The 26260-nt window shown below is 73.1% G+C and carries 20 protein-coding genes, 1 tRNA gene and 3 pseudogenes; 3 read left to right on the top strand and 21 right to left on the bottom strand.

What is annotated here, in order from left to right:
- Nucleotide 1: 1 nt before the first annotated feature.
- Nucleotides 2–3016, bottom strand: a complete 3015-nt coding sequence (locus VLY81_RS06840; RefSeq protein WP_324670269.1) for an ATP-binding protein — start codon at nt 3014–3016, stop codon at nt 2–4.
- A 248-nt stretch (nt 3017–3264) separates the two neighbouring features.
- Between VLY81_RS06840 and VLY81_RS06835 the strand changes: the two genes are divergently transcribed.
- Entirely contained in the window at nt 3265–4071 is an 807-nt protein-coding gene (locus tag VLY81_RS06835; RefSeq protein ID WP_324670268.1) for a thermonuclease family protein, read from the top strand.
- A 162-nt stretch (nt 4072–4233) separates the two neighbouring features.
- Here the strand turns inward: VLY81_RS06835 and VLY81_RS06830 are convergent, their stop codons facing one another.
- From VLY81_RS06830 to VLY81_RS06820, 3 genes are all read right to left on the bottom strand, one after another.
- Entirely contained in the window at nt 4234–4563 is a 330-nt protein-coding gene (locus VLY81_RS06830; RefSeq protein ID WP_324670267.1) for a hypothetical protein, read from the bottom strand.
- Nucleotides 4560–4823: a type II toxin-antitoxin system Phd/YefM family antitoxin gene (locus tag VLY81_RS06825; RefSeq protein WP_324670266.1), complete on the bottom strand. Its 264-nt coding sequence runs from the start codon at nt 4821–4823 to the stop codon at nt 4560–4562. Before VLY81_RS06825 ends, VLY81_RS06830 begins: the two co-directional genes overlap by 4 nt.
- Nucleotides 4824–5262: 439 nt before the next feature.
- Nucleotides 5263–5337, bottom strand: a tRNA-Ala gene (locus tag VLY81_RS06820).
- Between the two features lie 67 nt (nt 5338–5404).
- Here VLY81_RS06820 and VLY81_RS06815 point away from each other — a divergent pair.
- Nucleotides 5405–6526 (top strand): annotated as a pseudogene (locus VLY81_RS06815) (SNF2-related protein); the annotation flags it as partial.
- 119 nt (nt 6527–6645) lie between these two features.
- Nucleotides 6646–7248 (top strand): C-terminal helicase domain-containing protein, encoded by a 603-nt coding sequence (locus tag VLY81_RS06810; RefSeq protein ID WP_324670265.1) that lies wholly within the window; start codon nt 6646–6648, stop codon nt 7246–7248.
- Nucleotides 7249–7998: 750 nt separating this feature from the next.
- Here VLY81_RS06810 and VLY81_RS06805 read toward each other — a convergent pair.
- The 17 genes and pseudogenes from VLY81_RS06805 to sigG all read right to left on the bottom strand — a co-directional run bounded on the left by VLY81_RS06805 (nt 7999) and on the right by sigG (nt 26112).
- On the bottom strand, nt 7999–10632 hold the full coding sequence (locus VLY81_RS06805; protein ID WP_324670264.1) for a DEAD/DEAH box helicase: 2634 nt from the start codon (nt 10630–10632) through the stop codon (nt 7999–8001).
- A 58-nt stretch (nt 10633–10690) separates the two neighbouring features.
- Nucleotides 10691–11614 carry a hypothetical protein gene (locus VLY81_RS06800; protein WP_324670263.1) on the bottom strand — a complete coding sequence of 308 codons (924 nt, stop codon included), beginning with the start codon at nt 11612–11614 and terminating at the stop codon, nt 10691–10693.
- Nucleotides 11611–12225 (bottom strand): C-terminal helicase domain-containing protein, encoded by a 615-nt coding sequence (locus tag VLY81_RS06795; protein WP_324670262.1) that lies wholly within the window; start codon nt 12223–12225, stop codon nt 11611–11613. The genes VLY81_RS06800 and VLY81_RS06795 overlap by 4 nt, the downstream gene beginning before the upstream one ends.
- A gap of 289 nt (nt 12226–12514) precedes the next feature.
- Nucleotides 12515–13213 (bottom strand): annotated as a pseudogene (locus VLY81_RS14670) (DEAD/DEAH box helicase); the annotation flags it as partial.
- A 177-nt stretch (nt 13214–13390) separates the two neighbouring features.
- Entirely contained in the window at nt 13391–14839 is a 1449-nt protein-coding gene (gene murC / locus VLY81_RS06790) for a UDP-N-acetylmuramate--L-alanine ligase (protein ID WP_324670261.1), read from the bottom strand.
- A gap of 28 nt (nt 14840–14867) precedes the next feature.
- Complete coding sequence (gene spoIIP, locus VLY81_RS06785) at nt 14868–15704, bottom strand: stage II sporulation protein P (RefSeq protein WP_324670260.1); 837 nt, start codon at nt 15702–15704, stop codon at nt 14868–14870.
- 73 nt (nt 15705–15777) lie between these two features.
- Nucleotides 15778–18474: a UPF0182 family membrane protein gene (locus VLY81_RS06780; RefSeq protein ID WP_324670259.1), complete on the bottom strand. Its 2697-nt coding sequence runs from the start codon at nt 18472–18474 to the stop codon at nt 15778–15780.
- Between the two features lie 15 nt (nt 18475–18489).
- Nucleotides 18490–19446 (bottom strand): Hsp33 family molecular chaperone HslO, encoded by a 957-nt coding sequence (hslO, locus tag VLY81_RS06775; protein ID WP_324670258.1) that lies wholly within the window; start codon nt 19444–19446, stop codon nt 18490–18492.
- Between the two features lie 36 nt (nt 19447–19482).
- Nucleotides 19483–20496, bottom strand: coding sequence for a helix-turn-helix domain-containing protein (locus tag VLY81_RS06770; RefSeq protein ID WP_324670257.1), 1014 nt, complete (start codon nt 20494–20496; stop codon nt 19483–19485).
- A 42-nt stretch (nt 20497–20538) separates the two neighbouring features.
- Nucleotides 20539–21981, bottom strand: coding sequence for a DNA translocase FtsK (locus VLY81_RS06765; protein ID WP_324670256.1), 1443 nt, complete (start codon nt 21979–21981; stop codon nt 20539–20541).
- Entirely contained in the window at nt 21972–22877 is a 906-nt protein-coding gene (locus tag VLY81_RS06760) for a hypothetical protein (RefSeq protein WP_324670255.1), read from the bottom strand. The genes VLY81_RS06765 and VLY81_RS06760 overlap by 10 nt, the downstream gene beginning before the upstream one ends.
- 4 nt (nt 22878–22881) lie before the next feature.
- Entirely contained in the window at nt 22882–23418 is a 537-nt protein-coding gene (gene pgeF / locus VLY81_RS06755) for a peptidoglycan editing factor PgeF (RefSeq protein ID WP_324670254.1), read from the bottom strand.
- Nucleotides 23419–23485: 67 nt separating this feature from the next.
- Nucleotides 23486–23692 (bottom strand): annotated as a pseudogene (locus VLY81_RS14665) (laccase domain-containing protein); the annotation flags it as partial.
- Complete coding sequence (gene nrdR / locus VLY81_RS06750) at nt 23682–24170, bottom strand: transcriptional regulator NrdR (RefSeq protein ID WP_324670253.1); 489 nt, start codon at nt 24168–24170, stop codon at nt 23682–23684. The gene nrdR and the pseudogene VLY81_RS14665, both read right to left, overlap by 11 nt.
- Before the next feature lie 27 nt (nt 24171–24197).
- The gene (locus VLY81_RS06745; RefSeq protein ID WP_324670252.1) at nt 24198–24476 is read right to left on the bottom strand and encodes a YlmC/YmxH family sporulation protein; all 279 of its coding nucleotides are present in this window, start codon (nt 24474–24476) and stop codon (nt 24198–24200) included.
- A 99-nt stretch (nt 24477–24575) separates the two neighbouring features.
- A complete protein-coding gene (locus VLY81_RS06740; protein ID WP_324670251.1) occupies nt 24576–25274 on the bottom strand; it encodes a stage II sporulation protein R in 699 nt (232 codons plus the stop codon).
- A 55-nt stretch (nt 25275–25329) separates the two neighbouring features.
- A complete protein-coding gene (gene sigG / locus VLY81_RS06735) occupies nt 25330–26112 on the bottom strand; it encodes an RNA polymerase sporulation sigma factor SigG (protein WP_324670250.1) in 783 nt (260 codons plus the stop codon).
- Between the last annotated feature and the right edge of the window lie 148 nt (nt 26113–26260).

The following is a 26260-nucleotide window of genomic DNA, read 5'->3' as shown; positions in this document are numbered from 1 at the left end:
TTCATCGGCCCCGCACTCCAACCGGCCCGCACCGGTAAGTCTCCTCAAGGTCCCGTGCCAAGCGCGCCAGACGCGGGTCGGAGAGCGCCACGGGCCCCGGGAATCGTGCGTGAATCCGAGTCAGAACGTGGGGGTCCGACGACAGCCCGTCCAGCGTGGCTCGCAGCCACCCATGCAGGCGGGCGAAGAGCCGCCCTGGCCCCTCGAAGCGGAGAGAGATGCGCTGACCCTGGCTGTCGGACGCCTCGAGCTCATGCATGACCATCACGTCCGCTCCTGCCAGTGCATTGTCGACGGCGCTCCAGCCGTCCGCCAGGCGGCGGACGCCCGGGGCTCCCACCACGTCGAGGCGGAGCTCCGACAAGGCTACGCGACCTCGCTCGCGAAGTCGATCCGCCACTGCCGTGAAAGCCTGGGGAGCAGGGCCCTCGGCTTCGACCCATTCGACCTCGACGACCGGAGGGGCGGGCCGAACCGGGGGCCTGGTCCCCGCAGCACCATCCGACGCCTGAGGCTGACCGTCGCCCGCGGGCACGACGGCGACAGGCTGGGGTCGCTCTTGCGGATAGAGGCGGTCAGCCAGGGCCGGCGTCAGCAGCAGCGCATCCTGGCCGAACCTCACCTGCTCGGTCGAAGGCGGCCGGTCCTTGCGGTAGGTGCGCTCGGTGCTTTCGTCGCGGTAGACCCAGAGCTCCTGCTTCACACCCTGCTGGATGGTCACCCGAAGGCGCTGCAAGCCCTCGTCCAGCAGCATGTAGGCACGCGGACGGCGTGCGAACCGGTCCACGAGGTCGGCGAGGGAGAGCTGGGCCTCGTGGCCCTTGCCCTCCGGCCAGATCCGATCGAGGACCCACTGCGGCGCTAGGTCGCGGGTGAGCACCTTGCTCTGGGCCTCGAGCACGCTGCGCAGCACGACCTGGGCCGGCCGCTTGACGTCCGCGGACTCCTGGGGCAGGAGCTCGTAGTGTGCCATGAGGCCGTCGTGCAAAGAGCGGTAGTACAGGTGCGAGTAGGCATTGCGGATAGCCACCACGAAGTCGAGGGCGGCCTTGCCGTGGGCTTCCTGCAGCTTGCGCCGGTCGGCGTCTGCCAGCCGTTGGCGCAGCTCCTCCGACTCGAGCAGGCTCTCGATGCCCTTGAACCGGCGGGCAGCGTCGACCATGGCATCCTTCTTGGTCGTGTCGCAGACGAGAAGGATGAGGTTGTTCTGGTAGTGGCGAAAGTCACGCCCCTCGCCGGCCCGCTCGAAGATCTCCTGCACCACGGCCGGCACCTCGGTGGAGCCCGTCTCCACCGTCACGTGGTCGAAGTCGAGCACCACCAGTTGGGGCCGACCAGCCTCGTCGTCCACTCCCTCGGGACCCGGCGGGAAAGGCACGAGGCGGAAGATGGTCCCCCCGTACTGCTCCCGCACCTTGAGCCGGATGGCGTCCTTGGCCGCGACGAGCCCGGTACGGCTGGTAGCCTGGGCGATCACCTTCTTGATGGTGGCCTCGTCGTGAAACAGGTAGCGCCGCCCATCGAAGTCGGCGTACCAGAACAGCTCGTCGATCTGGGCCAGCGCCTTGTCGACCAGGTCGAAGGGTAGTCCCGGTCGAGCACAGGCTAGGTGCACCTCAGCCGGCTCGGCCCCCGCTACGCCCAGGCGCGACGTGTGGACGAGGCTGTGCAGGAAGACGACCTGGGCGACACGCTGCGACAGCTGGCGCATGCCCCTGGATGCCCACTCACGGTCCAGCTCCTGAGCGTGCGCGTCACCATGCTCGCTCCAAATGTCCTCAGCGATGGCCGTAGTCAGATGCGCCCGGTCGAGGCGGCTGGTCAGCTCCTCGCGAACGACCGGGTGGCTCAGGTCGATGTCGGTGCTCTGAATCAGGTAGGCATCGGCGGGCCGCTCTCGCCAGAGCTGACGCACGACGGCCGCCAGGAGCCGCAGAGCGCCTCGCGTGCGATGGAAGGTGGGATAACTCGCGGTCTTGCGAAACAGGGTTGTCAGGAGCTCCGGGTGAAAGGGATACGCCTCCCGGAACCGGTCCGCGAACGTCGGCTCGTCCACCTCGGCGGGCATCGGAGCTCCCTGTCGCCGGATGAGGCGCAGGTGTTGCACGTAAGATTGCGCGATCTCCTCGGCCGCACCCATGTCGATCCGCTCGAACAGACGGCGGCGCAGCACGGACGCGAGCTCGTCCTCGGCCACGGGGGTCATCACCCGGGCGAACTTGGCAGAGATGGCGAGCACCTCTTGCTCTTGCTCCACGATCTCGTCGCGCTCCACCGCGTAGGCATCGTCGGCGCCGGTCAGGGTGTAGACCACTACCAGGTCATCGTGGCTGACTGCGTAGGCTAGCAGCATGTGGAAGAAGGTCAGCGTCTGGTTGGCGAGGTTGGAGGACCCGACTTTCTGTCCCTTGGCCGTCCGGAGGTAGCGGGCCAGCTCGTCCAGTAAGACGACCACCTTGCGACCCGCCAGGACCTCTTTGAGCCGGCTCTCGGAGGGAACCTGGCGGGTCTCGTCGACCTCCCGCATGACCTCGTATCGGTCCAGCTGCCAGGCCATCTCCCCCCAAAGGGTACGCGTGACGACTCCGTCGTGCAGCGCGGCCTCGCTGCCGCCGTACCGGTCGCCCACCAGCGCCACGGGGCGCAGCGGGTGATCCGGCAACGAGCGCGCCGGCAGCCAATCTCGCGCCGCCTCCATGGCAACGCCGGGCGAGCTGGCCAGATGCCACAGCGCGATGAGGTTGTGGGTCTTTCCCCCGCCCACGGAAGTCTCCAGCCGTACCACCGGGCTCGCGCCGGGGACCCCTACGAATCGCCCGAAGACATGGCGCACGAGATCCCGAAGGCCGCGCGTAGGGTACGTGTAAGTGAAGAAGACGCGTGCGTCCCGGTAGATGGGATCGATGCCCCGCTCTTTCAGGGCCACGCCGTGCAGGTCCGCCGCGAACTTGTCCTCGGTGAGCTGCCCCGTCAGGACGTCCTGACGCGGCTGGCAGGTGTCGAAGATGGTACGCACGCCCGTGCCCCCCATCCCTTGCCAGAGCGCACACGTCCTAATCCGACAAAGGTCTGGCCAATCCTGCCCGAAGGGCAGCGAGCACCCCAAACGGCGAGCGTCGGCAACCTGGATCTCGTCGACTGGCGTCGCAAGTACCGCGACGTCGCCGGACAACGGGCAGAGGATGGCCGTTCCTGTTACCAGGATCCTGGTAGGCTTGCCTCGAATACCCTGGCCGCACTATATCGACCGTTGGAGTGGGGGCCATGTTGCTCCGACGCGTCGCTACGTGCCTGACCGTCCTGCTCGTCATCCTGGTCGCCGCCTTTCTGCCAGCCCACGCCGGCTCCGCCAGCCTGCCCGCCACCGTGGTGCGGGTCGTCGACGGCGATACCCTGGTCGTGCAGGTCGAGGGCCGCCAGGAGACGGTACGGCTCATCGGCGTCGATACGCCGGAGACCGTCCACCCCACGATTGGCGCCCAACCCGGCGGGCCCGAGGCCAGCGCCTTCACCAAGCACTTGCTCCCGGCCGGCACGCGCGTGACGCTGGAGCTTGACGTCCAGCAGCGCGACCGGTATGGCCGGCTGCTGGCGTACGTCTACCTGCCTGACGGCCGGATGCTCAACGCCGAGCTTCTGCGGGCGGGGTTGGCTCATCTCCTGACCATCCCGCCCAACGTGCGCTACGTCGACCTGTTCGTCCGCCTGCAACGGGAAGCTCGCGAAGCTGGCCGCGGCCTGTGGGGAGAGGTGGCGCCGGCAATTGCCGGCGGCGGTGGTCTCATCGTGAGCGTGGACCTCGCCGGCGAGGAGGTGGTGCTGGTCAACGACGGAGATGGGCCGGTGGACCTCTCGGGGTGGGTGCTCGTCAGCGTGGCGGGCAACCAGCGGTTCACGTTCCCGGCGGGGACAGTACTGGAGCCAGGCGCCCGGCTGGTCGTCCGCTCGGGGCCCTCCGCGTCGCCAGGGCCCGGCGTACTCATCTGGACGAGCGCCAACGTCTGGAACAACCAGGGCGACCCGGCCGAACTACGGGACGCGTCGGGCCGTTTGGTCGCCCGCTATCCGTGAAGCAATGGTGGATTGACCGAGCCGATACGCTATGGTCTCCTCGCGCCCAGCAGCTGACTCAACCATCCCCGCAGGGTTTAGGGGCGAGGCTGTCGGTACTCTCGCGTGCGCTGAGAAGGGCTGCAGCCTTGTCATGTATCGTGCGGTGTGCCGCCACGCCCTCTAATACTTGGCTAGTTCCTCCAGCAGGGGTCGATAGCGCTCAATGAGCTCACACACCCGTCGCACGAAATCGCAGGAGACGTTCTTGTTCCAGTCGTCCGGCAGCCCGAGCTTCTGCAATTGGTGCGGCGGGAGCTTGATGCTAGCAAGATACGCCAGTGCCTCAGCCACCGGCCTTGCCGCCGCGGTGAACGGGGCATGGGCCTCGGCGAACGCCAGCCGCGATCTGGCCACCACGTCCGCCGCCTCTACGGCTGCCCGAGCTTGGGGCGACCCTTCCTTATCGACGTAGAGCTCGACCAGGGTACTGGTGTCCAGGTAGAGGATCATCGCCGTACCTCAACCAGCAGGTCGGAGATGGGCTCCCCGTGCACCTTCGGCGGCTGGGCTGCGCCGCGAGGCTTGCCGCCTCCCCACTCCGCTAGGCCCTCCACCACCAGGTTGGACACGGCTCGCAGCTCCGGCATCGCAGGAGTGAGGTGCGCGATCGGTGTGTCGCGGTCCACAATCAGCAGCGACTCGCCCGCCCGCACCCGGCGCAGATAGGCGGTCAGCTGGTCCCGAAACTGGCGGATTCCCACGCGCTCCACCACATCACGCCTCCCGTGGTCACGATGATACCTTACCGTCGGCCAGTTCGTCGCGCTTTGACACCGCGTTCCCGCAGCCTGCATGGGGCCTCCTGCACGAGCCCCAGCGAATCCAGCGGTCCAGGCCCGTTTTCGACGAACGGATATTCGCCAGACGTGGGATACCGACGAGGGTTGACGAGGCGAAGCCCACGTCTTTGCGGGCGTTGGCGGGTTCAGCACCCGCGGTGTCCCTCCGCCTGGGCCACGAGAACGTAGATCACCCTGGACCTCTACGGCCGCTTCTTGTCTGACCCGACGAGGAGGCGGCGGCCGCCATGGCGCGGTTCGCGGCCCAAGTCTCCCGTTAGGCTGCCGCTCGGCTGTGGTAGCGGGGGCAGGCTGTGGGCTCCCGACCAAGAAGCCCGCTCACGATTGCCGTCGTGGCGGACGTCGTGGATGGTGGACCTGAGGGGACTTGAACCCCCGACCTCTGGAGTGCGATTCCAGCGCTCTCCCGCTGAGCTACAGGCCCACCGGCCGCAGTCGATTATACACGACTCCCCGTCCCCGCAAAAGGCCCCGGGCCGGGAAAACTACCGGTGCCATGCCCGAGGAGCAGAGCCTGGCCTTCGCCTTTCCCCGCATCGACCCGGCGCTGCTGCGGGGGCCGGGCCGGTCCGACTCCGCCTTGCGGCGGCTGCTGGCCCGCCGGGGTCGCGGCTCGAGCGAGCGCTCCCGCTGCCGGGGGCGGCTCGCTGACGGTGGAGCTGCTGGGCCCCGAGCGCCCGCGTTGGGTGCGGGCCCTGTTGGGCGCCCGCCGCCGCCACGAGGCCGCGGCGCGCTTCGAGGCCGCCCTGCATGCCCTGGAGCTGGCCGAGCGGCCCGGCCCGCAGGAGCTCTGGACGCCTCGATTCCTGCGCTGGCGCTGGCAGCAGGCCGGCGTCATCCCCTTCGAGCACCAGCTGGCCACGGCCCGCCGGGTGCTCTTCGAGCTCGGGGGCCGGGCCATCCTGGCTGACGAGGTGGGGCTCGGCAAGACCGTCGAGGCGGGGATCGTGCTGCACGAGCTGATGCTGCGGGGGCTTGTGCTGCGAGCGCTGGTGCTGGTGCCGTCGGGGCTGTGCTGGCAGTGGTATCGGGAGCTGCGGGACAAGTTCGAGCTGCCCGTCGAGTTGCAGGGCAGCGAGCGCGACTGGCAAAGGGTGCCCCTGCTGGTGGCCTCCATCGACACCGCCAAGCGGCCGCCCCACCGGGAGCAGGTGCTGGCGCGCCCCTATGACCTCGTCATCGTCGACGAGGCCCACCGCCTCAAGAACGCCCGCACCCGCGCCTACGAGCTGGCGGCGGCCATCCGCAGCCGCTACCTGCTGCTGGTGACCGCGACCCCCGTCCACAACCACCTGGGCGAGCTGCGGGCCCTCATCGATCTGGTCCGGCCGGGGCAGGCCCCCGAGATGCCGAGCCGCCTCGACGCGCCCGTCGACCTGGGGGCCGCCCACCGGCTGCGGGAGGGCGTGCGGCGGGTCATGGTGCGCCACCGGCGCACGGACACCCCCATCCCCTTCACCCGGCGCCACGTCCACACCATCATGGTGCGCCCGGGCGAGGCGGAGCGACGGCTCTACGCCGCCCTCGACAGCTACATCCTCGACTCCGGCCGGCCTGGCGGGCGCGGCGGCGGGCAGAGCCTGGTCTTCCTCACCCTCAAGCGGGAGCTCTGCTCCAGTCCCCAGGCCCTGGCGGCCAGCCTGCAGCGCATGGTGCGCCGAGGGACCCTGGATCCCGGGCCGCTGGTGGCCGAGGCCGAGGGGTCCAGAGCTGGGCCAAGGCCGACGCCGCCGTGCGCCTGGTGCGGCGCCTGGGCGACGAGCACGTGCTGGTCTTCACCGAGTACGTGGCCACCCAGCGGGCCCTGGCCGAGCGCCTGGCCGAGCTGGGGCGGCCGGTGGTGCTCTTCCACGGGGGGCTGTCCGCCATGCAGCGGGACTGGGCCCGGGCCGTCTTCGAGAGCCAGGCTCCCATCATGGTCTCCACCGATGCCGGCGCCGAGGGGGTCAACCTGCAGTTTTGCCGGCACCTGATCGACGTCGACCTCCCCTGGAACCCCATGCGCATCGAGCAGCGCATCGGCCGCCTGCACCGCCTGGGCCAGCGCCGGGACGTACACGTCTGGAACCTGGTGGCCGCCGGCACCATCGAGGAGTACGTGGTCTACCTGCTCCACCGCAAGCTGGATCTCTTCCGGCGCTTCGTGGGGCCGCTGGACGCGGTGGTGGGCCAGCCCCGCGAGCTGGGCCGGCTCGAGCGGCGGCTGGCGCGCCTCTTGGCTCGCCCGGAGCGGGAGCCCGACGCCGGCCATCGGATTCGCCAGGCGCTGCAGGAGCTGGCGGAGGAGTGGCAGCGGCTGCTCGTGGACCTGGAGGGGGGCGACGCCCGTGACTGAGCGGGCCGTGGCCAACGGGACGCCGCAGGGCCGGCTCGCCCGGCTCGGCCTGGATCTCCTGCGCTCGGCGGGCGCCCAGGTGCAGTCCGTCGATGCCAGCGGCCGGATGGGCTACCGCGTCGTGCTCCCCGACTCGCTGGCCTGGCACTGGGGCCGGCCCGGGCGCCCCTGCCCCGAGCTCTGGCTCACCTTCGAGGAGGAGGGCGGGGCCACCCCCGCGGCCGGGCAGCCGGACGGGCCCCCCGCCCCCTTCGAGCCGGTCGACGCCTGCTCGCGCCGCTGGTGGGAGTTGCGGGCGCTGGCTCTGGATCTGGGGTGGCTGGGCATGCTGCACCAGCCCGCCGAGCGCCACCGGCCGGCGCTTTGGACGTGGCTGGAGGCCGTCGCCGACGACCCCGGCACACCCGGCTCCCTGCCCCCATCGGCTCCCATCGTCGCCTGGGCGCCGCTGGAGCCCTCACCCGCCGCCCCGCCGGCAACGGCCCGTCTACTGGCCGGTGGCCCGGCACGGCCCGCCGCGCGGCTCGCGCGCCCGCGAGGCCCTGCCCGTCCGCTGGGGTCGCCACCCGGGCTCCGCGGCTTCGGCCGCGCGCGCGCCCGGCTGGGCGATGCCTGGAGCTGGCCGCCCTGGCGGCCGCGCGCACCTACGCCTCCCTGCCCGCCCTGCAGCGGCGGCGGCTCGACGCCCCGGAGACGGCCGGGACCGCCCGGGCCCCGGCTCCGGCTCTTCACCACCATGGCGGCCATCATCTACGTGGACCGGGACGCGCCTGGCCCCCGCCGCCCCGTCTCGCTCCGCTGCCTCGGGGTCGGTCGGCCGCTGGGCCATCCGCTGCAGCTGGGCCCGCAGCCGCACCTCCAGATCCCGCGGCAACGACGGGCCCTTGAGCGGCGGAGGCTCGACGGGTCGCGCCGGCCGGGCCGCCTGCGCGTCCCGATCGGGCACCGCGGAGGGCTCCCGTCGGGCCGGGGCTCCACCTCCGCCCGCCGGCAGCGCCCGTCAGCCGGCACCCGCCGAGGGCCGCCCCGGGCTGCACCCGACACCGCCTCGGGCAGGGGAGCGGCCCCCGTCAGCAACATCAGCAGGTGCAGCGCCGCCGCCTTGTCGGGCACCCGCCCGCGGGTCGCCTGCTCGGGGTCCACCTGCGAGGACGGCGGTACCGGCGCTCCCACGCACGACGGGCAGCCCGACTCGCAGGGGCAGCGTGCCACCAGCTCCCGGGCCGCCTCCAGCACGGACTCCAGCTCGTCGAAGGCGCGTCTGGCGAAGCCCGCCCCGCCCGGATGCCGGTCATAGACGAAGATGGCCGGGGCGGCGTGCGGCCCCGAGTCGACCACCGCACCCACGTCGGAGCCGTCGCAGCCGGCGAAGAGCGGGAGCACGCCCAGCACCGCGTTGGCCGCTCCCCACATCCCCTCCAGGGGATTGCGCCCCGTCGCCGCCACAGCCGCCAGCGCCTCGGGTGTCGGGGCCAGCGCCAGGGCGTGGGTGTAGATCTCGGTGGGCGGCAGCTCCACCCGGCCCCAGCCCAGGCTGTCGCGGCTCTCGAACCGGATCTTCTTGAACATGTAGACCATCTGGGTCACGACCGCGTCGCCGAAACGCACGGACCCGGGTCCGACGGCCCGCTCCAGCACCGGCGCCGCCGGATCCTCCACCATCCGCACCCGCTGCTCGGCAACGGCCTGGGTGAAGTAGTCGAGGGGCTCCTTGCGCACCCAGGCCACCCGGCCTTCCAGGTCCAGCCGGTGCACCAGGTACGTCTCGCCCCCGTGCAGGTAGACCGCCTCGGGATGGAGCTGGAAGAAGGCGCTGGCCTCGTCGAGGCTGCCGATGACCCGTCCGCTCTCCATCTCCATGATGGTGTAGGTGGCGTCGGAGGCCGTGCGCAAGCCGAACTGCCCGGCCGGGTAGAAGCGCCCCTTCCAGCGCCAGTAGGTGCCGTCCCACCAGACCTCGCCGGCATCCAGCAGGAGGCGCATCAGCGCCTCGGCCCAGCGTCCGAAGGCCTCGAGCTCGGCCGGCTTGAGGGGCAGCTCGTAGACGGCGGCACGCAGGTGCCCCAGCACCACCTGGGGGTTGTCGGGGTTGAGCAACCCCGGCTCGGGGCTCTGGGCGAAGAGGTAGTCGGGGTGGTGCATCAGGTACTGGTCCACCGGGGCGTCGTGCGCCAGCAGGACCGCCAGGCCGGGCCCCTCCTTGCGCCCCGCCCGCCCCGCCTGCTGCCACATCGACGCCACCGAGCCCGGATAGCCCACCAGCAGGGCCGCCCCCAGCTGGCCCACGTCGATGCCGAGCTCCAGGGCGTTGGTGCTGCAGACCCCCAGCAGCTCCCCCTCGAAGAGCCGCCGCTCGATGGCCCGCCGCTCCTCGGGCAGGTAGCCGCCCCGGTAGGGGGCGATGCGGTTCGCCCGGGAGGGGGCGATGCGCTCCAGCCGCTCCCGGGTGTAGCGGTACAACAGCTCCGCCACCACCCGGGCCCGCCCGAAGGCGATGGTGGGCACCCCCTCCGCCACGAGCTCGGCCATCAGCTCCGCGGCCTCGAGGTTGGCCGACCGGCGTGCCGGCGGGTGCCCCACCCGGGGCGGGTTCCACAGGAGCAGGCAACGCTCGGGCCGGGGCGCCCCGTCGTCCTCCACCACCTCCACGGGCCCGCCCGCCAGGGCCTCGGCCATCTCCTGAGGGTTGCGGATGGTGGCCGAGGCCAAGATGAAGGTGGGCTCCCGCCCCCACTGCCGGGCGATGCGGCGCAGGCGCCGCAGCACGTTGGCCACGTGCGAGCCGAAGAGCCCCCGGTAGACGTGCATCTCGTCGACGACGACGTAGCGCAGCCCCCGCCAGAAGCGCCCCCAGGCCACGTGGTGGCCCAGGAGCCCCGCGTGGAGCATGTCGGGGTTGGTGATGAGAAGGCGCGACGACTGGCGCAGCCGCCGGCGCCGGTCGGGCGGCGTGTCGCCGTCGTAGGTGCCCGGCATCAGCCGCCAGGGATCCTCCCGGCCGTCCTCGCCCCGCGTCAGCTCCAGCACGAAGCGCAGCTGGTCCTGGGCCAGCGCCTTGGTCGGGAAGAGGTACAGCACGGTGGCCGACGGATCCGCCAGCAGCGCCTCCAGCGCCGGGATGTGATAGGCCAGGCTCTTGCCGCTGGCGGTGCCCGTCACGACGGCCACGTGCCGGCCGGCCCGGGCATGGGCGACGGCGGCCGCCTGGTGGGTGTAGAGGCGCTGGATGCCCCGGCGGGCCAGGGCCTGGGCCAGCGGGGGCGGTGGCGGGGGCGAGAGCTCGGCGAAGCGGGCCGGGCGGGCGGGAAACCACCGCAGCGCTTGCACCCGCGTGCGGTACTCCGGATCCTGCGTGAGACGCTCGACGAAGGCTCGGGTCTCCATGGCGAGCGGATGCTTCCCGGCCCGGAGCCCGCCTTCCTGCGAGCCGCCCACGAGCGCCTCACGACGCCGGGTGCCAGACCACCGCCATCCCGGCCGGCACCAGCTCGGCTCTCAGGGCGAAGCGCGCCTCCGCCTCGGCCAGGGCGGCGGCCCGCTCGCGCTCCAGCGAAGCGAGCCGGGACTCGAGCGTCTGTTGCTGGAGCCGGGCCAGGCGCGCCATCTCCCCTGCCCGGGTCTGGAGCTGGCGGGCCAGCTCCGGATCCGCCGCCAGCCGCGCGTACAGCTCCGCGGCCAGCGCCCGGTGCAGCCAGCGGCCCATGCGGGCCGTCTCCTCCGCCCGGCGGTCGTCGAAGTAGCGCTCGAGGCGTCGCCGCTCCGCCTCGTGGACCGGGGTGAGCTCCCGCTCCATGGCCTCGACGTGCGTGCGGGCGACTCGCAGCGCCACCCGCGCCGCCAGGCGGCCCAGTCGCTCTGCCTCGTAAGGGGCGACCCAGCCCAGGGCGGCGGCCGCGCGTCTCGCCTCCTGCGACCGGCCCGGCGTGGCCCTGGCGGCCGCCTGGTGAGGCTCCATGGGCTCGGCCCGCTCCGGCTCGGTCGTGACGCGCACGTCGATGACGAATCGCCGGGCCCCCTCCGCCAGGGCGAAGCCCGTCACCACCAGCAGCCATCGAAACCACAACGAACGTTGCAGCCGCCCGGCATGGCCCGGCAGCCCCTCCACGAAGACCGCTCGCCGGCCTCGCTCGGCCACGGCCTGCCACAGCCGCCGCGCGCCGTCGCTGCCGGGCGCCGCCAGCGTCACGCCCGGCGCCCGCGCAAGCCACGCCGGGTCGCACGCCACCAGCAGCGCCCGCCGTGTCCCCTCCCCCGGCGGCTCGGCCCGCAGCAGTTCGGGCGCCACCCAGCCGACGCGGTACCCCAGCGCCTCGAGGGCCTGCGCGACAAGCCCCGGCAGCGGCTGCGGCTCGCGGTCCTGCGTCATCCCGAACCCGTCGCGGGGGCGACCGTCGCCTCCTGCAGTACTGGAGCCTCGTCGAGCACCGCCTCGGTGAGGCGCCGGGCCCGCTGCCAGCGCCGCCACTGCCGCTCCAGGAAGGAGCCCACGGCCTCGAGGCGCTGCCGCATGGTCTCGTCGTCGGGCGAGGCCAGCACGATGTCGCGCACCTGCCCGGCCAGCCCGCCCGGCAGCGCGGCCACGACCTGGTCGAGGTCGCCGATCACCTCGCGAAACATCCCCAGCTTCTCGTAGATGCGCGCCATCAGGTCCTCCTCGATGGTGCCGGGCACCAGTAGGTGGACCACCTCCACGGGCCGGCTCTGGCCCAGCCGATGCAGCCGGCCGATGCGCTGCTCCACCCGCATGGGGTTCCAGGGGAGATCGAGGTTGACCAGCCGCCAGGCATGCTGGAGGTTGTGGCCCTCGCTGCCGACGTCGGTGCTGACCAGCACCGGAGCCCGGCTGCGGAAGCGCATCAGCTGCCGTTCGCGCTGGGCCGGCTCCTGCGCCCCGCAGATCAGGGCCACCTCGACGTCTGCCTCCTGCAGCGCCCGGGCCGCCCGGCGGGCCGTCGCGGCGAACTGCGTGAAGGCCACCAGGCTGCCGGCGGGCGCACCCCGCTCCGGACGTGGGCCACCAGCCATCGCACCTTGGGGCCGCCCCGTCGGCCGCGGCCCGGGCGGCCAGGCACGCCAGGCGCACGAGGGCCTCGCGCAGCGCCTCCACGCCTCGCCCGGCGGCGACGTCGCCAGGCGCCGCAGGTCCGGCCAGGGCCGTCGGGCTGCTGGTGGCCTCCCGCAGCAGCGTCGCGGCCAGCAGCGCGTCGGGCCCCCGTCCGCCCCGCCGCCCCACCTCCCGCAGCAACGCCAGCAGCCGCTCGTAGAGGCGACGCTCCGTCTCGGTGAACGGCACCGCGACGCTCCTCACCTCCCGAGGCGGCAGGACGATGCCGGCATCGTGCCGGCGGGTGCGCACCATCACCTCGCCCACGAGGCGCCGCAGCCGGGCGGGATCGCGAGGCGTCCGGGGGCCCTGGGTGAACTCGGCCCGGAAGAGGCGCGGGGTGCCCAGCTGGCCCGGGCGCAGCAGGCTCACCAGATTGTAGAGCTCCTCCAGGCTGTTTTGCACGGGCGTGGCCGTCAGCAAGAGCAGCCCCTGCTTGCGCAGCCCCGCCACCAGCCGGAACCCGGCCGATTGGCGATCCTTGAGCCGGTGAGCCTCGTCGACCACCACCAGGTCCCAGGGCGCCGCCTGCACCGCCGACGCGTGAGGCTCCAGCCGCACCGTCTCCAACGACGCCAGGACGATCTCGTCACGGTCCCAGCCGTGCTCGTGGTGGGGATGCACGCAGACCCGCAAGTCGCAGCGATGGGCCAGCTCCCACCGCCACTGTGCGACCAGTGCGGCCGGCACCAGCACCAGGGCCCGGCGCAGTCGCCCCCGCAGCCACAGCTCCTTGAGCACCGCGCCCGCCTCGATGGTCTTGCCCATGCCCACCTCGTCGGCCAGGAGGGCGCGCCCCCCGAGGGGCCCCACGATGCGCAGGACCGCGGCGCGCTGGTGGGGGTAGAGGCGGACGGGCATGGCCGTGGCACACAAGAGCTCGGCCGGCTGCGCGGCGTCGAGTCGCTCGACCAGCCGCGGCCACAGCAAGAAGGCCCGGGCATCCGGCTCCGGGCCGTCTCCGGCCCATTGCAAGAGCGTCCGGCGCCACCGGGCCGACAGCCGGATGGGGGTAGGCCGCACCATGCGGGAGGTAGTTTACCCGCGTGCCTGCAGGCTCTGCGCCAGCCGGTGAGCCAGTCGGGTCACGCTGCCGGCACCCATCACCAGCAGCAGCGTGCCGGGCGTCGCCTCCTCGAGGGCCCGGGCGTAGGCCTCCTCCAGCGTGGGGCAAAAGGCCGCCCGACTCGCCCTCCCCTGCCAGGCAGGCCGCTCCACCATGCGGTGGAAGAGCGCCTGCCCGTCGACGCCGGGGATGGGCCGCTCGGGCGGGGGGGCGTAGATCTCGGTCAGCACCACCGCGTCGGCCTCGTCGAAGGCTCCCGCCAGCGGCTCCATCAGCTCAGCGGTGCGATGGTAGCGGTGGGGCTGGAAGACCGCCACCACCCGCCGATCCGGGTAGCCCTGGCGGGCGGCCCGGATGGTGGCGGCGATCTCGGTGGGGTGGTGGGCGTAGTCATCCACCACCATCACGCCGAGCCGGTCGGCCAGCACCTCGAAGCGCCGGCGCGCCCCCGTAAACCCGGCCAGGCTCCGGGCCGCCTGCTGGAGATCGACGCCCACGGCCTCGGCCACGGCCAGCGCGGCCAGGGCGTTGGCCACGTTGTGGAGGCCCGGGATGGACAGGCGCACCGGCGCCACCGGGCGGCCGTCTCGCAACGCGGTCCAGCTCGAGCCCCGCCCCTCCAGCCGCACGTCGGCCGCCGTCCAGCGGGCCGCGCCCAGGCGTGCGGCCTCCGCTTCCACCGCGTAGCGCTCCACCCGCCGCCCCGCCGCCTCCAGGCGCGCCGGCTCTCCCCCCTCGCCATCCAGCAGCCGCCGCACCACGGGGCTGTCGACGCCCAGCACCCACGCCCCGTCGGGCCTCGTCTGGCCCGCGAAGCGCACGTACCCCTCCACCAGCCGCTCGAACGAGTGGCCCCAGTTCTCCAGGTGATCGGGCTCGACGGTGGTGATGACCGCCACGTCGGGCCAGAAGCAGAGGAACGAGCCGTCGCTCTCGTCCACCTCCGCGACGGCCCACTCGCCGCGGCCCCAACGGGCCCCCGTCGGCACCCCCGGCAGCGCGTAGCCCACGGCCACCACCGGATCCACCCCGGCCTGGGTCAGCATGTGGGCGATGAGCCCCGTGGTGGTGGTCTTTCCGTGCGCCCCGGCCACCGCCACCAGGCGCCGGCCCGCCAGGGTCTCGGCCAGCACCCGGGCCCGGTGGCGCACCGGGATCCCCCGGCGCTCCGCCGCCTGTCGCTCGGGGTGGTCGGCGGCGATGGCGCTGGAGACCACCAGCACATCCACGTCGTCGAGGTGGGCCGGGTCGTGGCCCGGGTGCACCTCGACGCCCAGCGAGGCCAGGTGCCGGGCCGCCGGCCCGGCCACGTCCAGATCGCATCCGCTCACCCTGGCGCCGGCGCCGTGCAGCAGCTCGGCCAGGGCGCTCATGCCCGTGCCGCCGATGCCCATCAGGTGGTAGTGCGTCGATCGCTGCATCCGTGGTCGCCACGCTTCTCCTTGCCGTCTAGCGTTGCGGCGACGTGGCCGTGTCGGGCCGGGCGGCGGGCGGGGTCATGCGGGCCGCCTGCTCCTCAAACAGCCGCGCCAGCGCATGTCCCAGCATCCTCGCGGCCGCCCGGGCCTCGTCCAGCGTGTTGTCACGGTAGTCGCCGATGAAGACCGTCACCGAGTTGGGGTGGACGTGCCCGTTGAGCGCGGCGTGCTGCACCTTGATCCCCCGCGAGAGGCCCGGGTAGAGGTCGTTCATCTTGGAGCGAAGCGCCTCGGCGAAGGCCAGGTTTTGATCCGCGTACGGGTTGGCCACGTCGCCCACCACCAGCAGGATCTTGGCCACCTTCTGGCCGTCGATGTCCGCGGTGGTGTAGCCGTCGGGATACTCGTCCGACAGGGCGTCTCGGTGGACGTCCAGCACCACCATCACGTCGGGATTGCTTCGCAACAGGTTGTTGATCGTGTTGACCGAGTGCACGAAGGCCTCGCTGTAGTTGGGGTAATCGTGCACAGTCTTGTCGTGGATGGCGCGGATGCCGTTTTGCTCCAGCACCGCCGCCAGCTCGGCTCCCACCTCCGACACGCCACCGGGCCGGCCCTTCTCGTGCGTCTGAGCCGGCTGGTAGTTTTCCGTCGTGTGCGCGTGGTAGATCAGCACGGCCGGCGTGCTTCGTGCCTGCGGCTGGCCCTGCTGCTGTGACGGCGGCCTCGACGGCGTACCCTCCCGCTGTCCGGGCACCAGGCCCAGAAACCGGGCGCCCACCACGGCCACCACCAACAGCGCGACCAGCACGAAGAGCAGCCCTGGCCCGCCGGCGCGCTGTGACGTCCTCCCCTGACCGGCCGCCACCAGCACCGACCCCCTTCGCCCCAGGTCTATGGGCGAAGGGGGCGACCCTATGACAAGCCTTCGCAGCGGCCCCTCACGAATCGCCGGCCTCGTCGCCCGCCAGACGCTCGAGCAGGCGCTGCAGCTCCTGCATCGACCGGCCGAAACCTCCCCAGTCGCCCTGCGCAAGCCGCTGCCGGGCCGACTCCAGCGCCTGGAGCGCCTCCCGCACGGCCTGCTGGACGGAGGAGGGCAGCCCCGCCACGGGCGCTCCAGCCTCCTGCGGCGGCTGCCCGCCCGGCTCGGGCGAGGTCAAGAGGCCCTGACCGGTCAGCGCCCGCAGGGCCGACGACAGGTCGGTGGCCATGGCCAGCTGCGTCTGGGTGCCCGCCACGATCCGGCGCAGCTCGGGGAGCTGGCTCTGCTCGGAGACCAGGAAGAGGGGCTCCACGTACAGGATGGTGCCCGCCACGGGCACGACGATGAGGTTGCCCCGCAGCACCCGCGAGCCGCGCTGGCCCCACAGGGTCAGCTCCCGGGAGATGTCGGGATCCTGGTTGATGCGCGCCTCGAGCTGCATGGGGCCGTAGGTCAGCTCCTGCTTGGGCAGCACGTAGAGCTGGACCTCGCCGTAGCGCTCCCCGTCGCACCGGGCCGCCATCCAGGCCACCATGTTTTGCCGGCCGGTGGCCGTAAAGGGCAAGAGGAGCGCGAACTCAGGCCCCTCGCCCAGGTCGACCATGGCGTAGTAGGGCTCCATGGTCACCTCGGCCTCGCCGTAGATCTCGCGGCCGATGTCCCAGCGGTCCTCCTGGTTGTAGAAGACGACGGGGTTTTCCATGTGGTAGGAGGCCAGCATGACGGCCTGCACCATGAAGAAATCCTGGGGATACCGGATGTGCCGGCGCAGATCCTCCGGCATCTCCGACAAGGGCTTCATGAAGCCGCCCAAGAGCGACGACAGCGCGGCGGCCAGGGGCTCGGCAGGGTCGACGAGGTAGAAGTCCACCGTGCCGTCGTAGGCGTCGACGGTCACCTTGACCGAGGCCCGCACGTAGTTGCCCCAGCCCGCCACCGGACGGGCGTAGGGGAAGCGGTCGGTGGCGGTGTAGGCGTCCACCATCCAGACCAGCCGCCCGTCGTCGGTGACGACGGGGTAGGGATCGCGGTCGTAGCGCAGGTACGGCACCAGCCGCTGGATGCGTTCCATCACGTTGCGGTACATCAAGACACGGCTGTCGGGCCCCACCTCACGCGACAGCAAGAGCTCGGGGCTTCCGAAGCGGGTGGCGAAGAGCAGGCGGTTCCACCAGCCCAGGCGCACCCCATCGCGTCCCTCGTAGCGGGTGAAGACGTTCTCCTCGCCGGCCGGGTAGTCGAACTCGGGCCGCCGCCCGCCCACCACCACCCACCCCGACAGGAGCTCTCCGAAATAGACCTCGGGGCGTCGAAGCTCGGGCCACCCGGGTTCGGAGCGGGGCGGCAGGTTGGCCACCGCCAGCCGGGGCAGCCCTTGCGCTGTCACCTCGGCGACGGGGCTCATCACGACCCCGTAGCCGTGGGTGTATTGCAGGCGCAAGTTGACCCAGCTCGGGTTTTGCAGCCGGCTGGTGTCGAGCTCGCGTACGGCCAGCATCACCTGCCGCAGCCGCCCGTTGACCAGGTAGCGGTCCACGTCCACCTCCAGGAAGCTGTAGTACGGGCGAAAGGCCTGGAGCTGGGCGTAGACCGTCAGCAGGGGCCGCCAGTCCCACAGGCGCACCTCGCGCAGCAGCGCCTCGGCGGCCGTGACCCCCGCGGCGTCCAGCGCCGGGGCCGGCTCGAAGGCCACCTCCTGCACCCGGTCCAGGGCGTAGGCCCGCCGGGTCATCTCGATGTGATGGCGCAGGTAGGGCTCCTCGCGGGCCAGCTCGTTGGGGCGCACCACCACCTGCTGGACCGCCTCCGCCAGCAGTCCGCCCCCGACGGTGGCCACCAGCGCGGCGACGGCGGCCCCCGCGGCCCAGCGAGCCCGCCCTCCCAGGGCAGCCCAGGCCGTCAGCATGGCGGCGGCCCCGGCCAGCACGGCGGCCACCGCCCGGGCCGGCATCCGTACGTGGACGTCGGCGTACGACGCCCCGAAGAAGACCCCCCGGGGCGAGAAGAGCAGATCGTAGCGGGCGAGCCAGCTCTCCACCCCCCACAGCAGGGCCAGCATCGCCAGCAGCAGCATCAGGTGCAGCCGGGGACGGCCGGCCAGCCCCTCGCCCTGGTGGCGCCAGTCGAGCAGCCCCGCCAGCGCGTAGACCAGCAGGCTCAGGACGCCGGCCAGCAAGACGGCCGCCAGCAGCGTCGAGGTGACGAGCTGCACCGCCGGCAGCGCGAAGACGTAGAAGGCCACGTCGCGCCCGAAGACGGGGTCCTCGATGCCGAAGGGACGCCGATGGAAGAAGAGGGCGACGTCCATCCACCGGCTCGCCGCCGAGACGCCCAGCGCCGCCGCCAGCCCGACCACCAGCAGGGCGCTCCACCGCCGCACCCATTGCCACGACCGCCCCGAGAGGGGCCGGGGCAGGTCGGGCCGCAGGTAGGCCCTCGCCAGCACGGGACGTGCCGCCAGGAGACTCGTGTAGAGCACCACCAGGCTGAGCAGCCCCGCCCCCGCGCCCACCGCGAGCCGCCAGAGCCAGGGCGTCACCATCAGCGGGAGGTAGCCCAACGACGCGAACCACTGCCAGTCGGTGATCGCGTGGGAGAAGAGCAGCGAGATCGCGAGCAGCCCGACCAGGGCCCCGATGATGCGACGAATCACGCTAGCATGACCACCTCACGAGGGCTCCGGCTTCTCCACCAGCCGCAACGACGGTCGCTCGGCCCGGCGGGCCAGCTCCAGCAGCCGGCGGGCCGGGAAGAGGTAGCGCCGGTTGCAGAAGCGGCAGCGAAGCTCGACCGGATCCTGCTCGGCCGCGATGGCGCGCAACTCCTGCGCGCCCAGCGCCACCAGCCCCGCCTCGAATCGCCCTCGATTGCACGGGCAGTGAAACTCGACGGGCGCCGCCTGCAACACCCGCACATCCAGGCCCTCGAGCAGGGGCGCCACCAGGGCTGCGGGATCCGCCGGCACCCCCAGCTCGTCGATGCGCTGGCTCACGGGTGGCATGCGCCTCAGGCGCTGCTCCATCTCCCCGATCAGCTCATCGGGCGTCCCCGGCATCGGCATGAGCCAGAAGCCGCCGGCCGCCTGGATGTGGCCGTCGAGGCCGACCAGCACGCCCAGCGCCACCGACGAGGGAGACTGCTCGGAGACGGTCAGGTAGTGGACCACGTCCTCGGCGATCTCGCCGCTGACCAGGGGCACGGCGCCGCGGTAGGGCTCCTTGAGGCCCAGGTCCCGGATGACGTGCAGGCTCCCCTTGCCCACCGCCCCGGCCACGTCCAGCTTGCCGTGGTCGTTGAGGGGCAGGTGCACCCGGGGCTCCGCCGCGTAGGCCCTGACGCGCAGGCTGGCGGTCGCCTCGGCGACGACGTGCCGCAGCGGCCCGTCGCCCACCAGCTGCAGCATGATCCGGTCCTCGTCCTTGAGGATGGAGGCCATCAGCACCGCGGCCGTCATCAGCCGGCCCACAGCCGCTGCCGCCGTGGGCCAGAGCCCGTGGCGCCGGCGCGCCTCCTCCACGACCGGCGTGGTGACGGCCGAGACGACGCGCAGGTGGCCATCGGCCGCCATCAGGCGCACGAGACGCCCCTGCCGCTCGGCCCGGGGCCGGGCCGCTCGGGCGCTCATCGTGCGCCGGCTCCTGCGCGAAGAAGTGCCGGGTCGTCACCGCGGCCGGCCGGGCCGAGCCCGGCCATCGACGACCGGATCGACGCCCTCGGCACGGCTCAGGCGGAGCGAGATCAGCTGCTGGCCCCGCCACCGCAGCGTCTCGCCGGCCTGCGCGGTGCCGGAGAAGGCCCGGCGCCCGTCGACGTAGGCCTCCAGCCAGCCCGCCTCCCGCACCACGGCCACCACCTCGACGCCCGCACCGGCCCGCTCGGCACCCGCCGGCGCCGTCGCGGCGGCCGATGGGCCGGCGATGCCGCCCGGCCGAGGCAGGTCGCGCGGACTCATCCCGGCGCGGCTCGGCCGAGGAGACGCCGTCGGAGCGGGCTCGGGCGCCGTCGTGCGGCGTCCGGAGCCGCCCGGACCCCGAGGTGGCCGGTGCGGCTCCGGCAGGCGACTCGGGGAGCCTTCGTCGAGGCCCGGTACGCCCAGGGCCAGCACGCGCGGCTCCGGCGTCTCGCCGGACGGCAGCGGCTCCAGAGGCACCGGCGTCCGCGCCACGTCGGAGGGGCGCGGGCGGGTCGCCGTCGACAGCAGCCAAGTGCCCGCCACCGCCGCCACCACCACGACCAGGGTGGCCGAGACGGCGGCCCGCACCCGCTCGCGGGGCTCGATGGCGCGCAGCAGCGGATCGGGCATCCACCAGGGCCGCGCCCGCTCCCGCCGGGGAGGGCCGCTCTCGACGGGCTCGGGACGTGCCGCCTGGGGCGCCTCCCGCTCCCAGGCCGCCAGCACCCGCGCCGGGTCCAGCCCGACCGCCCGGGCATAGAGCTTGAGGAAGCCACGCGTGTAGACCGGTCCCGGCAGCTCCTCGTAGCGCCCCTCCTCGATGGCCTCGAGGAACGGGGCGCGGACCCGTGTCCGCTCCGAGACGGCCTGCAGGCTGAGGCCACGCGCCTCCCGGGCCTCGCGCAGCATGGCCCCGAGGCGGCCGCGCGCCTCGGGGCGCTCGACGGGCTCGGGCCCGGCCGCCCCACGCTCGTCGCCGGCTACGTTGGGTCTCGACTCCATCTGGGCATACGACCTCACTTCGACGGGCGCCTGAGCCCGGCGTCAGGCCGACCGCTCCCGGCGGCGGTAGGGCGGCAGCACCTCCCGGGGCTTGCTGCCCTGATACGGCCCCACGACCCCCCGCTGCTCCATCAGGTCGATGAGGCGCGCGGCGCGGGCGTACCCGATGCGAAACCGCCGCTGCAGCATGGAGACCGACGCCTGGCCGGCCTCCACGACCAGCTTGACCGCCTCGTCGTAGAGCGCGTCGTCGACGTCCCCTTCGGCCTCGGCCCCCTTCTCTTCCTCCTCGAAGAGATCGACCCGGTAGTCCGGCTCACCCTGGCTCTTCCAGAAGGCCACCACCTGCTCGATCTCTCGGTCGGTCACCAGGCAACCTTGCGCCCTCACCGGCTTGGGCTCCCCCAGGGGGTGGTAGAGCATGTCGCCGCGGCCCAGCAGCCGCTCGGCGCCGCCCGTATCGAGGATGGTGCGCGAGTCCACCTGCGAGGAGACGGCGAAGGCCAGGCGCGACGGGATGTTGGCCTTGATGAGCCCCGTGATGACGTCGGTGGAGGGCCGCTGGGTGGCGATGACCAGGTGGATGCCCGCCGCCCGCGCCATCTGGGCCAGCCGGCAGATGCTGTCCTCCACGTCCGCGGCCGCCACCAGCATCAGGTCCGCCAGCTCGTCGATGACCACCACCACGTAGGGCAGCGGCTCGCTCACCCGGCCCTGGGCCGCCAGCTGGTTGTAGGCCGCCAGGTTGCGGGCGCCGGCCCGGGCCAGCACCTGGTAGCGCGCCTCCATCTCGCGCACCGCCCATCGCAGCGCGGCGGCGGCCTGGCGCACATCGGTCACCACCGGGGCCAGCAGGTGGGGGATGCCCTCGTAGACCGTCAGCTCCACCCGCTTGGGGTCGATGAGCAGCAGCCGCAGCTGGTCCGGCGTCAGCCGGTAGAGCAGGCTCATGATGATGGAGGCGAGGCAGACGCTCTTGCCGGAACCCGTCGCCCCGGCGATGAGCAGGTGGATGAGCCGCTCCAGGTTGGCGATGAGGGGCTCACCCGCCACGTCCTTGCCCAGCGCCAGGGCCAGCGGCGCCTGGGAGCGGGCGAAGGCCGGCGACTCCAGCACCTCCCGCAGGTAGACGGTCTCCACCGTGGCATTGGGCACCTCGATGCCGATGACGGGCTTGCCCGGCACCGGCGCCTCGATGCGCACGCCGGTCGACGCCAGCGCCAGGGCCAGGTCGTCGGCCAGGCTGACCACCCGGCTCAGCTTGATGCCGGGGGCGAGCGCCATCTCGTAACGGGTGACGACGGGCCCGCGGGTGTGGCTCACCACCCGCGCCTCGATGCCGAAGCTGGCCAGGGTCTGCTCCAGCACGCGGCTGCGGCTGGCCACCTCCTGCTCGTCGCCCCCCCGGCGCCGCGCGGGCGGTCGCGCCAGCAAGCTGGAGGAGGGCAGGCGCCAGTGGCCCCGTACGCCGCCCGTCAACGGCACGGCGGGCGCCTCCTCGGGCCGCCCGGCGCTCCCGGCCCCCCCGCGTGACGGGCACCCCGCCCGGCTGCCCGGGCGGGGACGGCTCCAGGTGCGTCTCCGTCGCCGCGCGCCGTCGGCCGCCACGGGAGCCAGGCCGGCGCGGGCGCGCCGCCAGCTCCGGGCCTGTCCACGGCCACCTCCGCCAACGCCATCTCCCGTCGGCGCGCCCACCCCGGCGGCGGCCCCGGGTCGCGGCACCGGCAGCACCGCCTCGGGGCGCCCTCGGCGTCCGGGCGGCCGCCACAGCCGGTGCCGCCCCCGGCGCCGCGGCAGCAGCCCACGGCGGCCTGCCAGCCGGCCCTACCCAGCCAGCGCCCCGCTCGCCAGGCCAGCGCCAGGGCCAGCCGCACCCGGACGCGCCGGCGCGCACGGGCGCCTCCAGCAGGCGAGCGGGCGACACCTCGAAGGCGAGCGCGGCCGCGGCCAGGAGCATCAGCGCGACGGCCAGATAGGCGCCGCTCAGGCCGACCGCCTGCTCCAGCCACCGCGCCAGCCACCGGCCCGCCTCGCCGCCGGGGCTGGCGAGGAAGGCGCGCCGGCCGGCCGGTAGGCGCTGGTCCACCGGCCGACGCCCGTCGCCAGCTCCAGCCCCGCCGAGACGCCGGCGACCGCCGCCACGGCCCCCCGAGCCGCAGCACGGTGCCGGCCAGCTCGGGCCCGCGCACCAGGCGCCACCCGACGCCCAGGGTCGCCAGCAGGGCCAGAGCCGAGGCCAGCCCCAGGTGGCGCCACAGGGCGGCGGCGATCCAGGCGCCTGCCTGCCCCGCCTGGCCCCAGAAGAGGGCGAGTCCCGCATAGAGGACGCCGAAGACGACAGCCAGGCCGGCCAGCTCGGCTTGCCAGCGGTGCGACTTCACCGCGTTACCCCTCCATGAGCGCGATCATCCCGGCCATGCGGCCGCTCCGAGCCCCGTCACGGCGATACGAGAAGAAGAGCGACGGGTGGCAGGCCGTGCAGCGCCCGTCGACCCACAGGTGCTCGTGCCTGAGCCCGCTGCGCAGCAGAGCCTGCCGGGCCGCCTCGGCCACGTCGAGCCAGAAGCGATCCCCCCACCCGGCCCGCAGGTACCCCGGCAGCCCCTGCGCCGACGGCGCGGGCCCCACGGCCCGTCTCAACGCCTCCGCCACCTCGGGCCCCACCTCGTAGCAGCAGCCGCGGATGCAGGGCCCCACCCACGCTTCCAGGTCGGCGGGATGGCTCCCTGCCTCGCCGGCCAGCACCTCGACCGCCGCCGGCACCACACCGGCGGCCAGTCCTCTCCACCCGGCGTGGACAGCAGCGACGGCCCGACCCCGGGGGTCGGCCAGCAGGACGGGCGCGCAGTCGGCCACCAGCACGGCCACGGCCTGGCCGGGCTCGGTCGCCACCAGGGCGTCGCCCCGGCCGGCCACCTCCATCCGCCCGGCCCGGCTCCCCGGCGGCGGCCGAGCTCACGCGCAGCACGTCGCGGCCGTGCACCTGGCTGGCCACCCAGACGCCGACCTGCGGCGCCTCCCCGAGCCCCAGCCGGGCCGTCGCCCGGCGGCGGTTGTCGGCGACCCGGTGCGGGTCGTCGCCGACGGCGGCCGACAGGTTGAGCCAACGGTAGGGGCCCTGGCTGACGCCGCCCCGCCGGTCGGTAAACAGCCAGGCGACCCTCCGGGCAGGGCTCGCCGGCCCGCTACTCCGCATCGGCAGCGGGGGCCGGTCCCTGCCCGGCCCGGTCCAGGAACTGGCGCACCTCGGCCACGAAGCCCGTCACGTCCTGGAAGTCGCGGTAGACCGAGGCGAATCGGACGTAGGCGACGGGATCCAGCTGCCGCAGCTCCTCCATCACCCGCTCCCCGATGAGGCGGGAGGGCACCTCGTACTCGCCCTGGGTGCGCACCGCCTCCTCGACGCGGCTGACCAGCTCCTCGATGCGCGCCACGGGGATGGGGCGTTTCTCGCAGGCCTTCATGACGCCCGCCAGCACCTTCTGGCGCGAGAAGGGCTCCCGCCGGCCGTCCTTCTTGACGACCATGAGGGGGATCTCCTCCACTCGCTCGTAGGTGGTGAAGCGCCGCCCGCAGCGGGGGCACTCACGACGGCGGCGAACGGCGGCCCCCTCTTCCGTGAGGCGGGAGTCGATGACCCGGGTGTCGGGCTCCGAGCAGAAAGGACACCTCACCGGGCAGTCGCCCCGCGACCCATCTTATCACAGGCCCTGGGTGGGGGGGTCGGGGCCCGGCCGGGGCGAGACGCTGCCGGGGAGGTCGACCAGGATGACGTCGATGCCGACCTTGACGATGTCGTGCCACGCCACTTCGATGTCCCGATCGCGCCCGCGAAACCACCCGGGGCGTCCACCGGCCGGCAGCACCAGGGAGCGGATCCGCCCCGACTCCACGTCGATGTCGAGGTCGTAGAGGTAGCCCAGCTTGCGCCCGTCGGAGACGTTGACGACGTCCTTGGCCCGCAGGTCTGACGCCCTCACCCTCACCCCGACGCCCCCCGGACGGCCCTCCTGCGGGATGGGATCGAGCGGTGGCGGACCGTCTCCTCTTCCCTCATCTTATGGCGGCGGCGCCCGGCCCTACCACCAGTGCCAGGGCAACCACCGCACCCACCAGGGCCGGGACGGCGCGGGCCCGGAGGAGGCGGTGAGGGCGCCGGTGGGCGCCGCTCCTTGGGTGGCCGGTGCCCCGTCGCTCGCATCTCCCGCTGGCGTGGCTGAGGGCTCGGGTGCCGGGGTCGACCTGCCCGACTCGGCCGCCTGGGCAGCCGGCGTCCCGTCGGGGCGCGCGGCAGGGCACAGCGACGGGAAGACGACGCACCACCAGTTGCGGCCGGCAGCCGCCCCGATCAGGACGCGCACGCCGAGGTACCAGCCCGCCGGGTAGAGACGCCCGGCGTCGTCGACGCTGACCGGATAGAAGGCGGGGCCCACCGTCACCCGCACCGGGTGCTGGCCCGAAGCCCGAGCCGCCGCCTGCTCGAGCACGGGCGCCCGGGCGCGCAGGTAGGCAGCCATCTGCCCGGCGTCGACGAGGGCCGACGGCGGAGCCGAGCGCGTGAGCCAGTCGAGCGCCTCTCGCACGGCCTGGGCCGCCTGCCGCTTGGTCTGCTGATCCTCGGGACGGTCCGAGTGGGCCACCACGTGCAGGCGCAGCAGGCCCCACTCGCCCGTCGCCCCGGCGGCCACCCCCGGCAGCGCCGACGCGGAGGCGCCGCCCGGGACGGCCACCGCCAGGACCGATCCCACCAGGGCGGCCACCGCCGCCGCCACGGCCACGCTCGCTGCGCGTCCATGCCTCCTCACGGTCCCCACGGCCTCACGGCACTCCGGCTCAGCTCGTCATGTGGCGGCGCAGCTGCTTGAGAGCCGCCTTCTCCAGCCGCGAGACCTGCGCCTGGGAGATGCCGATGGCCTCTGCCACCTCCATCTGCGTCTTGCCCTCGAAGAAGCGCATGCTCAGGATCCGCTGCTCCCGGGGGCCCAGCCGGTGGATGGCCTCCCGGATGGAGATGCCCTCGAGCCAGGTGCTGTCCGGGCTGGGGTCGTCGCTGACCTGGTCCATGACGTAGATGGGGTCCCCGCCGTCGTGATAGATGGGCTCGAAGAGGGAGACGGGCTCCTGGATGGCGTCCAGGGCCGCGACGACCTCCTCCCGGGGGACGTCGAGCTCCTCCGCGATTTGCGCGACGGTCGGCTCGCGCGAATACTTGGAGGTGAGCTGATCGCGCACCTGGAGCGCCTTGTAGGCCACGTCGCGCAAGGACCGGCTCACCCGGATGGGGTTGTTGTCCCGCAGGTACCGCCGGATCTCGCCCACGATCATCGGCACCGCGTAGGTCGAAAACTTCACGTTCTGGCTCAGGTCGAAGTTGTCGATGGCCTTCATCAGGCCGATGCAGCCCACCTGAAACAGGTCGTCCACGTACTCGCCCCGGCTGTTGAAGCGCTGGATCACGCTCAGCACCAGCCGCAGGTTGCCGCGGATCAGCTCCTCCCGGGCCGTCGGATCGCCGTTGCGCATGCGCACCAAGAGCTCGCGCATGCGCGCGTTGGTCAGGACCGGCAACCGAGACGTGTTGACCCCACAAATCTCGACCTTCGTGCTGTGTGCCATGACGCCCACCTTGATGCAGCCTCATCGCGAGTATGGCCGGCCCGGGCGGGGGCTATTCGGGTGACCACGCATGGCGCGGCGGGGCCCTTCATAGCCATCCAGGACAGAGGGCACGGCCCGCAGCCAGGTCATCGCCGAGGGGTTGGGG

Source organism: Limnochorda sp. LNt, from assembly GCF_035593265.1.
Taxonomy (GTDB): domain Bacteria; phylum Bacillota; class Limnochordia; order Limnochordales; family Geochordaceae; genus Geochorda; species Geochorda subterranea.
The sequence above is the reverse complement of the archived record's forward strand: the minus strand, read 5'-3'. Positions and strand labels throughout refer to the sequence as shown.